This is a genomic window from Streptomyces sp. P5F9, assembly GCF_057961495.1.
The window spans coordinates 1-10499 of sequence record NZ_JBXVPZ010000349.1 but is presented as its reverse complement, the minus strand read 5'-3'; the positions used below and the strand labels follow the sequence as shown (position 1 = coordinate 10499).

General features: G+C 69.6%; 10 protein-coding genes, 1 tRNA gene and 1 pseudogene. 7 read left to right on the top strand and 5 right to left on the bottom strand.

Going from position 1 to position 10499, the window contains the following annotated elements; all coding sequences use genetic code 11:
- Positions 1 to 40: 40 nt before the first annotated feature.
- From AC31A1_RS37650 to AC31A1_RS37630, 5 genes are all read left to right on the top strand, one after another.
- The gene (locus AC31A1_RS37650) at positions 41 to 1033 is read left to right on the top strand and encodes a carbohydrate ABC transporter permease (RefSeq protein ID WP_489657605.1); all 993 of its coding nucleotides are present in this window, start codon (positions 41 to 43) and stop codon (positions 1031 to 1033) included.
- 14 nt (positions 1034 to 1047) lie between these two features.
- Positions 1048 to 1968: a carbohydrate ABC transporter permease gene (locus AC31A1_RS37645; protein ID WP_489657604.1), complete on the top strand. Its 921-nt coding sequence runs from the start codon at positions 1048 to 1050 to the stop codon at positions 1966 to 1968.
- Positions 1969 to 2137: 169 nt separating this feature from the next.
- Positions 2138 to 3592, top strand: coding sequence for a GH1 family beta-glucosidase (locus AC31A1_RS37640; RefSeq protein WP_489657603.1), 1455 nt, complete (start codon positions 2138 to 2140; stop codon positions 3590 to 3592).
- Between the two features lie 108 nt (positions 3593 to 3700).
- Positions 3701 to 4756: a LacI family DNA-binding transcriptional regulator gene (locus tag AC31A1_RS37635; protein WP_489657602.1), complete on the top strand. Its 1056-nt coding sequence runs from the start codon at positions 3701 to 3703 to the stop codon at positions 4754 to 4756.
- A 60-nt stretch (positions 4757 to 4816) separates the two neighbouring features.
- Positions 4817 to 5605 (top strand): serine/threonine-protein kinase, encoded by a 789-nt coding sequence (locus AC31A1_RS37630; protein WP_489657601.1) that lies wholly within the window; start codon positions 4817 to 4819, stop codon positions 5603 to 5605.
- Positions 5606 to 5666: 61 nt separating this feature from the next.
- Here AC31A1_RS37630 and AC31A1_RS37625 read toward each other — a convergent pair.
- The 4 genes from AC31A1_RS37625 to AC31A1_RS37610 all read right to left on the bottom strand — a co-directional run bounded on the left by AC31A1_RS37625 (position 5667) and on the right by AC31A1_RS37610 (position 8529).
- A tRNA-His gene (locus AC31A1_RS37625) sits at positions 5667 to 5739 on the bottom strand.
- A gap of 82 nt (positions 5740 to 5821) precedes the next feature.
- Positions 5822 to 6424, bottom strand: a complete 603-nt coding sequence (gene orn / locus AC31A1_RS37620; protein WP_489657600.1) for an oligoribonuclease — start codon at positions 6422 to 6424, stop codon at positions 5822 to 5824.
- A 120-nt stretch (positions 6425 to 6544) separates the two neighbouring features.
- Complete coding sequence (locus AC31A1_RS37615) at positions 6545 to 7807, bottom strand: GlxA family transcriptional regulator (protein ID WP_489657599.1); 1263 nt, start codon at positions 7805 to 7807, stop codon at positions 6545 to 6547.
- Positions 7808 to 8184: 377 nt separating this feature from the next.
- Positions 8185 to 8529, bottom strand: coding sequence for a hypothetical protein (locus AC31A1_RS37610; RefSeq protein ID WP_489657598.1), 345 nt, complete (start codon positions 8527 to 8529; stop codon positions 8185 to 8187).
- Between the two features lie 331 nt (positions 8530 to 8860).
- On the opposite strand from AC31A1_RS37610, the gene AC31A1_RS37605 reads away from it, so the two are divergent.
- Positions 8861 to 9388 carry a universal stress protein gene (locus tag AC31A1_RS37605; protein ID WP_200677450.1) on the top strand — a complete coding sequence of 176 codons (528 nt, stop codon included), beginning with the start codon at positions 8861 to 8863 and terminating at the stop codon, positions 9386 to 9388.
- Positions 9389 to 9523: 135 nt separating this feature from the next.
- On the top strand, positions 9524 to 10087 hold the full coding sequence (locus AC31A1_RS37600; RefSeq protein ID WP_489657597.1) for a GPR1/FUN34/YaaH family transporter: 564 nt from the start codon (positions 9524 to 9526) through the stop codon (positions 10085 to 10087).
- 123 nt (positions 10088 to 10210) lie between these two features.
- On the opposite strand, the pseudogene AC31A1_RS37595 reads toward AC31A1_RS37600, so the two are convergent.
- Positions 10211 to 10499: pseudogene (locus AC31A1_RS37595) on the bottom strand (glutamine--fructose-6-phosphate transaminase (isomerizing)); the annotation flags it as partial.

Genomic DNA, 10499 nt, shown 5'->3' with positions numbered 1-10499 from the left:
CTGCCCGTACCCGGCCGAGATCCAGGGAAGGACTCCCTCCGTGGCAACCACAACCCCCACACGGGGTGCCCCCACCCCGCCACCCGGCGGGGTCGGCGCCGTGTCGAAAGAACCCAGCGCCTGGCGTACCCGCCTGTGGCGCCTCGACGACAAGGCGTCGCCGTACGCGTACATCGCCCCCTTCTTCCTCATCTTCGGTGCCTTCGGCCTCTACCCGATGCTGTACACGGGCTGGATAGCCCTGCACCGGGTGGAGATGACGAGCCTGAACCAGTCCGAGTGGGTCGGCTGGCACAACTTCGCCACGATCCTCCAGGACTCCGAGTTCTGGACCGCCGTCACCAACACCTTCGTCATCGGCGTCATCTCGACCGTCCCGCAGCTCCTGATGGCCCTGGGGCTGGCCCACCTGCTCAACTACAAGCTGCGCGCCAGCACGGTCTGGCGGACGGTGATCCTCACCCCGTACGCCACCTCGGTGGCGACCGCCGCCCTCGTCTTCGCCCTGGTCTTCCGGGCCGACGGAGGGCTGCTCAACTGGGTGCTGCACTTCGTCGGCATCGGCAACACCGACTGGGGCAACGGGGAGTGGACGTCCAAGATCGCCATCTCGGTCATCGTGATCTGGCGCTGGACCGGCTACAACACCCTGATCTACCTGGCGGCCATGCAGGCCGTGCCGGCCGACCTGTACGAAGCCGCCTCGATCGACGGAGCGACGCGCTGGCAGCAGTTCCGCAAGGTGACCATTCCCTCGCTGCGGCCGACGATCCTGTTCACCATCGTCATCTCGACCATCGGTTCCATGCAGCTGTTCGGTGAGCCGCTGCTGCTGCAGGGCGGCACGCTCGGCTCCACCGGAGGCAGCGAGCACCAGTACGAGACGCTCAGCATCTATCTCTTCAACTACGGCTGGAAGCTGGGTCACTTGGGGCCGGCCGCGGCCGTGGCCTGGGCCATGCTCGTCCTGCTCCTGCTCATTGCCCTGATCAACTGGATCGTCGGCCGGTTCGTGCGCAGCAGCGCGGCCTGACGGGAGCGATATCGATGACCACGACCAGCCCCACCACGACCGCGCCGGATCTCGACCCGGCACCGCCTCCCGTCACCCCGGGCAAGGGCCGCAGCCGCTTCAAGATCGGCGCCGGCCAGCAGCTCAAGGGCGGCCCTTTCACCTACGCCACCCTGACCGTCGTAGGCCTGCTCTCGATCTTCCCGCTGTACTGGACGCTGGTGGCCGCCTCGCACGACCAGCAGCGGGTCCTCGACAGCCCGCCGCCGCTCGTGCCGGGCGGCCGGCTGTGGAGCAACCTCCAGACGGCCTGGGAACAGGCCCACCTGGGGAAGGCCATCGTCAACACCGTCGTCGTGGCCGGCTCCATCACCGCGGCCACGCTCTTCTTCTGCACCCTCGCCGGTTACGCCTTCGCCAAGATGCGCTTCCGCGGCCGGGGCGCCCTGATGACCGCGGTCATCGCGACCCTGACGATTCCGCCCCAACTCAGCGTCGTACCGCTGTTCATGATGATGGCGGACATCGGATGGGGCGGAAAACTGGAGTCGGTGATCTTCCCGACCCTCGTCGGTGCCTTCGGCGTCTTCTTCATGCGCCAGTACCTGCTGGAGGCCCTGCCCTACGAGCTCATCGAGGCGGCCAAGGTGGACGGGGCGACCAACATCCGCATCGTCTGGAACGTGGTCCTGCCCGCGGCCAGGCCCGCGATGATGGTGCTAGGGATGCTCACCTTCGTGCAGGCGTGGAACGACTTCTTCTGGCCCTTCCTCGCCCTGAACCAGGACAACCCCACCATCCAGGTGGCGCTCGGCCAGCTCAGCGCCTCCTACACCCCCGACCAGAGCATCGTCATGGCCGGCGCGCTGATCAGCACCCTGCCGCTGCTGCTGGTGTTCGTGATCTTCGGCAAGCAGATCATCGGAGGCATCATGGCGGGCGCCGTCAAGGGCTGACCCCGGGCCGCCGACTGCCGCCCGCGCAAGCCCAGTTCACCGTCCCGTACGGCCCGCTCAGCACGCGGGCCGTACCCGGCCGGGCGCCCGTCGTCGTGCCCCGTCCGCTTCCCCCCTCACCGCCGGATCACCGTCCGGCTTTTACTCACTCCACTTCGGGAGCGCTCACATGACCGCCGTACGACACGAGACCAAGGCCGCGCCGGCGTCCGTCACCTCCTTCCCCCCGGGCTTCGTCTGGGGTGCCGCCACCGCCGCCTACCAGGTGGAGGGCGCCGCGGCGGAGGACGGCCGGACCCCCTCCATCTGGGACACCTTCAGCCACACGCCGGGGAAGGTGCGCAACGGCGACACCGGTGACATAGCCGCCGACCACTACCACCGGTACCGCGACGACGTGGCGCTGATGAAGGACCTCGGCCTGAAGGCGTACCGGTTCTCCATCTCCTGGTCCCGGGTCCAGCCCACCGGCCGCGGACCCGCCGTGGAGCGCGGTCTCGACTTCTACCGCCGGCTCGCCGACGAACTCCTCGCGGCTGGCATCACCCCCGTCGCCACCCTCTACCACTGGGACCTGCCGCAGGAGCTGGAGGACGCGGGCGGCTGGCCGCAGCGCGACACCGCGCACCGCTTCGCCGACTACGCCGGGATCATGGGCCGGGCCCTCGGAGACCGCATCGGCCTGTGGACCACCCTCAACGAACCCTGGTGCAGTGCGTTCCTGGGCTACGGCTCCGGAGTGCACGCCCCCGGCCGCACCGACCCGGCGGCCACGCTCCGCGCCGCGCACCACCTCAACCTGGGGCACGGCCAGGCGGTCGGGGCGCTGCGCGAGGTCCTGCCGGCCTCCGCGCAGACCTCCATCACCCTCAACCTGCACCAGGTACGCCCGCTCAGCGGCAGCCCCGAGGACGCGGAGGCCGCACGCCGTATCGACGCGGTCGGCAACCGGATCTTCACCGGCCCCCTGCTCGACGGCGCCTACCCCGAGGACCTGCTCGCCGACACCGCGCACCTCGTCGACTGGGCGGAGCTGGTGCGCGACGGCGACCTGGCCGAGATCTCCCGGCCCATCGACGTGCTCGGCGTCAACTACTACGCGCCGACCGTCGTCTCGGCCGGCTCCGGCGACGGCACCACCAAGAACGACGGCCACGGCGCGAGCGACCACACACCGTGGACCGGCTCCGAGAACGTGGACTTCCACCTCGCCAACGACCACCTCACGGCGATGAACTGGGCGATCGACCCCAGCGGCCTGCACACCCTCCTGACCGACCTCGCCGCCTCGCACCCCGGGCTGCCGCTGATGGTCACGGAGAACGGCGCCGCGTTCGACGACTACGTCTCCCCCGAGGGCGTGGTGAACGACCCGCAGCGGATCGCCTACCTGCACGCCCACCTCGACGCCGTCCGCCGGGCCGTCGCCGACGGAGCCGACGTGCGCGGCTACTTCCTGTGGTCGCTGCTCGACAACTTCGAATGGTCCTACGGCTATTCGAAGCGCTTCGGCGCCGTCTACGTCGACTACTCCACGCAGCGCCGCATCCCCAAGGCGAGCGCCCACTGGTACGCCGGGGTGATCCGGGGGAACGCCCTGCCGCCGGCCGGTGAGGACGGCTGAGTCCCGGCGGGCGGGGACCCCGGTCGACGAGGGACGATGGAGGGCGGGGCGTTCGGGCCTCGGCTGTTACATTCCTGGCCTGAAAGCTGCGAACGGAAGGCGGCGACCATGGCGGTCAGCGGTGGGCGGAACCGGGGCGGCAGGCGGCCGACCCTGGAGGAGGTCGCCGCCCGTGCCGGAGTGGGCCGCGGCACGGTCTCCCGGGTGATCAACGGCTCGCCCAGAGTCAGCGACGCGACCCGCGCCGCCGTCGAGGCGGCGGTCGCGGAGCTTGAGTACGTCCCGAACACGGCGGCCCGGGCGCTGGCCGCCAACCGCACGGACGCGATCGCCCTCGTCGTCCCCGAGCCGGAGACCCGCTTCTTCGCGGAACCGTACTTCTCGGACATGCTCAAGGGCGTCGGCACCCAGCTGTCGGACACGGAGATGCAGTTGCTGCTCATCTTCGCGGGCAGCGACCGGGAGCGACAGCGCCTCGCCCAGTACCTGGCCGCACACCGCGTGGACGGCGTCCTGCTCGTCTCGGTCCACGCGGACGACCCGCTGCCGGACCTGCTGGCCGCGCTGGAGATCCCGGCGGTGATCAGCGGCCCCCGGTCGGCCGCCGAGCCCCTGACCTCGGTCGACTCGGACAACTACGGCGGCGCCCGCTCCGCCGTCGAACACCTCCTCTCCCGCGGCCGCACCCGCATCGCCCACATCACCGGCCGCCTCGACGTCTACGGCGCCCAGCGCCGCGTCGACGGCTACCGCGAGGCGCTCCTCGACGCGGGCCACGAACTGGACCAACACCTCATCCAGCCGGGCGACTTCACGGAGGAGGGCGGCCGCCGGGCGATGAAGGAGTTGCTGGCCCGCCGCCCCGACGTGGACGCGGTCTTCGCCGGCTCGGACGTCATGGCGGCCGGCGCCCGCCAGGTACTCCGCGAGGAGGGCCTGCGCATCCCGGACGACATCGCCCTCGTCGGCTACGACGACTCGGCCATCGCCCGCCACATGGACCCGCCCCTCACCAGCGTCCGCCAGCCGATCGAGGGGATGGGCCGAGCGATGATCGACCTGCTCCTGGCGGAAATCGCGGACCGGCGGCCGACGACACCCCGGGGCCCGGAGCGACAACATGCCGTACTGGCAACAGAGTTGGTGATACGGGCGTCGTCGTAACGGGGGCGCACAAGGGGTTTTCTCTCCCCGACCGGCCGTTCACGGTCCAGGCTGGTTCCCATGACCATCCGCCCCCACCACTCCCTCCTGGCCGTCGACGAGATCCCCACGATCGAGCCCTACCTCCGCACCGTGGGCAGGGTCTTCCGCGCCTTCCGTGAGCAGGACTCCGGGTGCGTCTCCTATGGCGTTCAACTCCCGGACGGGGAACGCTGGTTCGTGAAGGAGGCGACAACTGCCGCCGCCCAGGCCTCACTTGACGGCGCCTGGGCCTTCCACCGGGCCGTACGGCACCCGGCGATCGTCCCGCAGCTGCACCGGATCGCCGTGGCGGACAGCGGGCGTACGGCGGTCGTCATGCCCTGGCGGCACGGGGAGTCCCTCTACGGGCCCGCCCGCGCCCGCTTCCGGGCCCTGCCCCTCGCCTCCGTCCTCCGCGCGGTCGACCGCGTGCTGGACGCGCACCTCGCGGTGGAGGCCGCGGGGATGGTGGCGGTCGATCTGTACGACGGGGCGTTCCTCTACGACTTCGGAGGCGACGTCCTCCATCTCATCGACCTCGACGAGTACCGCCCCGGCCCCTTCGTCCTCCAAGGCGACCGGCTCCCGGGCTCCGCCCGGTTCATGGCGCCCGAGGAGTGGCACCACGGCGCCCGCATCGACATCCGTACGACGGTCTACGCCCTCGGCCGTACCGCTCGGCTCCTCCTCGACGCGGGGGACGGTGAGCGGGCCTGGCGGGGTACGGCGGGTCAACTCGCCGTACTGGAAAGGGCTACCCGTGCCGATCCCGCCGAACGGTTCGGCGGCGTACGGGAGTTCACGGACGCGTGGCGCGCCGCCACCTGATCTGCGGAGAAAACGAATCAGCCGGTGACCTCGTTTCCGAAGTCACCGGCTGATTACTCAGGGTGAGTGACGGGACTTGAACCCGCGACTTCCTGGACCACAACCAGGTGCTCTACCAGCTGAGCTACACCCACCATGCCCGGTCGTTCACTCTGTAAGTTTCCGACCGGCCGAGAAAAAGTGTACAGGGTCTGAAGGGGTGCTCGCGCACGCCTTTTACGAGGTGGGCAGGACGTGCTTCGCGGCGATCGTGCGGGCCGTCTCCGAGTCGGGTCCGGGCTGCGGGACGAAGATCGCCTCGCGGTAGTAGCGCAGCTCGGCGATGGATTCGCGGATGTCGGCGAGGGCGCGGTGGTTGCCCTTCTTCTCGGGGCTGTTGAAGTACGCCCGCGGGTACCAGCGGCGGGCCAGCTCCTTCACCGAGGAGACGTCCACGATGCGGTAGTGGAGGTACTCCTCCAGCGTCGGCATGTCACGGAGCAGGAAACCGCGGTCGGTGCCGACCGAGTTGCCGCACAGCGGGGCCTTGCCCGGCTCCTTGACGTGCTCCCGGATGTACGCCAGGACCAGCTCCTCGGCGTCGGCCATGGTCGTACCGCCGGCCAACTCGTCGAGCAGGCCGGATGCGGTGTGCATCTGGCGTACTACGTCCGGCATCGTCTCCAGCGCCTGGTCCGGCGGGCGAATGACGATGTCCACCCCTTCGCCGAGCACGTTCAGCTCGGAGTCGGTGACGAGGGCGGCCACCTCGATGAGAGCGTCGTCTGACAGCGAGAGGCCGGTCATCTCGCAGTCGATCCACACCATGCGATCGTTCATGTGTCTAACCTTAAGGTGCGCGCCGCTCAGCTGAGCCGATCGTGCGGTGACCTTGTGGTGCGGGGGCGTGCGGAAACCCCCGGAGATCTCCTGCGAGAGACCCCCGGGGGCGTGCGGTTGCTACGTCGCGCTCCGCTGGCCGGGCAGACTCGCGGCCCGGCTTGTGGCGTACGCCTCACGGCCGTTCTCCGCGGTGGAGGCCGACGCGGACGCCGTCGCCGACAGCGCGCTCGCCGCCGTACGACGGGTCTGCATCGGGACCGGGCCGTCCGGGTGCAGCGCGGGCGGCAGCCCGGCCGGACCCAGGGACGCCGGACCGCCGGGCTGGCCGGGAGCGCCGTCGCCGTCCACCTGCTTGTCGCCCTGGGGCCTGCGGGCGCGGTACGCGGCCCGGTAGGCGGCGGGCGACGAGCCCAGCTGGCGCCGGAAGTGGCCACGCAGAGCCACCGGCGAGCGGAAGCCGCAGCGGCCCGCGACCTCGTCCACCGAGTAGTCCGACGTCTCCAGCAGACGCTGCGCCTGGAGCACCCGCTGCGTGATCAGCCACTGCAGGGGAGCACTCCCGGTGAGCGAGCGGAAGCGGCGGTCGAACGTACGCCTGCTCATGTACGCGCGTGCCGCCAGCGTCTCCACGTCGAACTGTTCGTGGAGATGCTCCAGCGCCCAGGCGACGACCTCCGCGAGCGGGTCGGCGCCGATCTCCTCTGGTAAAGACCGATCGAGGTAGCGCTCCTGACCGCCGCTTCGGCGCGGGGGGACCACCAGGCGCCGGGCGAGCGCGCCGGCCGCCTCGTTGCCGTGGTCCGTCCGCACGATGTGGAGACAGAGGTCGATTCCGGCCGCCGTACCGGCGGACGTGAGCACGTCTCCGTCGTCGACGAAGAGTTCCCTCGGATCGACGTGCACCGACGGATAGCGCTTGGCCAGCGTCGGCGCGTACATCCAGTGGGTGGTCGCGGGACGGCCGTCCAGCAGACCCGCCGCGGCCAGCACGAAGGCGCCGGTGCACAGGCCGACGATGCGGGCCCCTTCTTCGTGCGCCCGGCGGATGGCGTCGAGTGCCTCCTCCGGTGGCGGCGAGGTGATCGACCGCCAGGCCGGCACGACGACGGTGCCCGCCCGTGAGATCGCCTCCAGGCCGTGCGGTGTGGTGAGTTCCAGCCCGCCGGTCGTGCGCAGCGGCCCTTCTTCGCCACCGCACACAAGAAGGCGGTAGCGCGGAACTCCGGCGTCCTGCCGGTCGATTCCGAACACCGACAGCGGTATGGAACTCTCGAAGATGGGGCCGCCGCTGAACAGCAGCACCGCGACGATCTCCTTGCGGCGTCGCCCGGAAAGTTTCCGGGCCGCGGCTTCCGGCGCGGCAGTGGAGTCGTGGCTCATACTGCTAAGCCCCCCTCGGTGGTCGCGGCTCCTCGGTTGTGTCGCTCCTGCACGTTTCCCCTCGGTCCTGCACGAGTCCCCCGCCGTAAGACGTCAAGATCGAATCTACTGTGTCCAGTGGTGCCGGGGTGACCAGTTCGGCAACCGGCACATTGTCGACATGGCAACTTGGCGTGAAGCATTCGATCACGAAGCGTTGCACTCGTGGGCCGTGCAGGGAAGTGCGCCTCGTCGTAGTGGCCAATCCCCGTAGGGTGGGCAAGGCCCCCCAGACCCTTTCGGTGCAGGTGGAACGGGGGTTGGGGGGTGGTTCGGACAACAGATGCGCGGTGGCCGGAAGTTGGCTGAAAAGCGTCGGGCGCGTGCGCGGAAACCGGTCAGTCGACCGGTGCACTTCCCCCGGCGTGCCGCCCGCCCCTGTGCGCCCCCGCCGCGGCCCGGTGACGGTGGCCGCGGTGCGAGGAGTGTTCTTCGGCCAGTGGCGGTGCCTGCTCCTCGGTCAGCAGCCGGGCCGCTCCCTGTTCGGAACGGCGCAGCAGCACCCGGCAGGCGGCTGTGACGGCCGCGAGACCCAGGGCCGTACCGGTCGCGCCGGCCAGAGAGGTGCCGTACCAGAGGAGGACCAGGGGGACGAGGACACAGCTGAAGACCGCCCAGCGGACCACGTCGGTGGCGGTGTCGTGGCTGGGGTGTGCCTCGGAGGTCGTGCGGTGTCCGGACATGGCGTGCTCCCTGGGGCGGCGGCTCGCCGGGTTCAACGCGTGTTCGATGCGTCGGTCACTGTAGGGCAGTCCATGGCGGTCCATGGAGGGACATGGGCCGGCGCGGACAAGTGAATCCTGTGCAAACCGCCTGTACGGGGCAGCAACCATTGCGTTACGGGCGCCCCCTCGTGCATGCTCCGGGGAACTCCGCCGGAGCATGTGCGGGATATGGGCTAAGGAGGAGTGCCGCCGTACCCTTGGGGGTATGGGGTTGGGAAGATGATTCCCGGACACAGCTCCGCCGCATCCTGTTGTCCCCTCCCAAGAGGATCAAAAAGCCGAGACACCCATGGCCGGTCACGAATCTTTCGAACCAGCGGACCGCAAGCGCCCCGTCGCCGATCCCACGGCGGCCGAGCCCCTGGCGGCGGAACAGCCACGTCATTCCTGCGATCCAGCCTTCAAGCACGGAGTGGTCGTCGGCTTCGACGGCTCCACGTCCAGTGAGCGTGCCCTCGCCTACGCGATCGGCATGGCCCATCGCTCGGGCTCGGGTCTCGTCATCGTCCACGTCGCCAACCGGCTGCCCACCACGGTGTGGGCGGGCTGCGAGCCACCGGTCTTCGTCGATGTGCCGGACCACCGCACCGAGGTGCTGGGTCTGGAGCTGGCGTGCGCCGAGTACTTGGCGGAAGTGCCCTGGATCCTTGTCGAGCGCGGTGGCGACATCTGCCACGAACTCGAAGAGGTGGGGCGGGAGTACGAGGCGGACGCGATCGTCGTGGGCTCGACCCACGGCATCGTCGGACGCATCTTCGGCTCCGTCGCCGGGCGGCTCGCCAAGCGGGCCAAGCGGCCCGTCGTCGTCATTCCCTGACGTGCCATCCCGCAACTCGTAGGTCGAACTGGCCGGTCGGCTCCGAATTCCCTGTTGTGCAGAGGTGTTTGTGTCCTTGTGAAGGGCATATATCGGTCACACCGCACAAGCGCACATGCATGAAGGGAGCCCGCCGTGGACAATGACGTCTCTGCGGGAAGCACCACCTCGATCGTCGGCCGACTCGCCCTGGGAATCACCCTGTTGGCCTTCGGGCTCGGGTACACGGATGTCATCAACGGGGTCTCCACGGCTGACGCCGTGTCACTGGCCCACTACGTGGGCGGAGTTGCCCTCTTCGTCGTCGGACTGCTCGCGTTCCGCGACGGCGACACGGCCACCGGTACGGCGTTCACCGCGTTCGGCGCGCTCTGGTTCACCTGGGCTGTGAGTGCGGGGGGCTCCGCCTCGGACAACGCGGCGGGGTTGTTCCTGGTCCTGTTCGCTCTCGTCGCCCTCTCCGTGACGCTCGCGGGTGGGGACCAACTCACCCAGGGGACATACGGGTTGTTCTTCGTCTCCCTCGTGCTTCTCGCCATCGCGCAGTTCGCCGGTAACGACGGGCTGAGCAAGGTTGGTGGGTGGTTCGGTGTCGCTGCGGGGGCTGTTGCCTGGTATTCGGCGACGGCTGCGCTCGCTCACTGGCCGACGGTTCTTCCTCGGCGGGCGGCTGGGCGGGGCGTGACGGCCACCAGCTGACCGGTAACAGGAAGGCCCCCCGCGTGTATGAGGCACACGTGGGGGGCCGTTCTGTTTCGTTGGCCTCTGCGGCCGGTGGGGGCTGGTCGCGCAGTTCCCCGCGCCCCTAAAAGCGAAAAGCCTCTACTCGACCGTGACTGACTTCGCGAGGTTCCTGGGCTTGTCGATGTCCCGCCCGAGCGCCAACGCCGTGTGATACGCGAGGAGTTGGAGCGGGATGCCCATCAGGATGGGGTCCAGTTCGTCCTCGTTCTTCGGGACCACGATCGTCTGGTCGGCCTTTTCCTGGTGCTGGTGGGCGACCGCGAGGATGCGGCCGCTGCGGGCCTTGATTTCTTCCAGGGCGGCGCGGTTCTTCTCCAGGAGGTCGTCGTCGGGGCCGATCGCGACCGTGGGGAGGGCGGGCTCGATG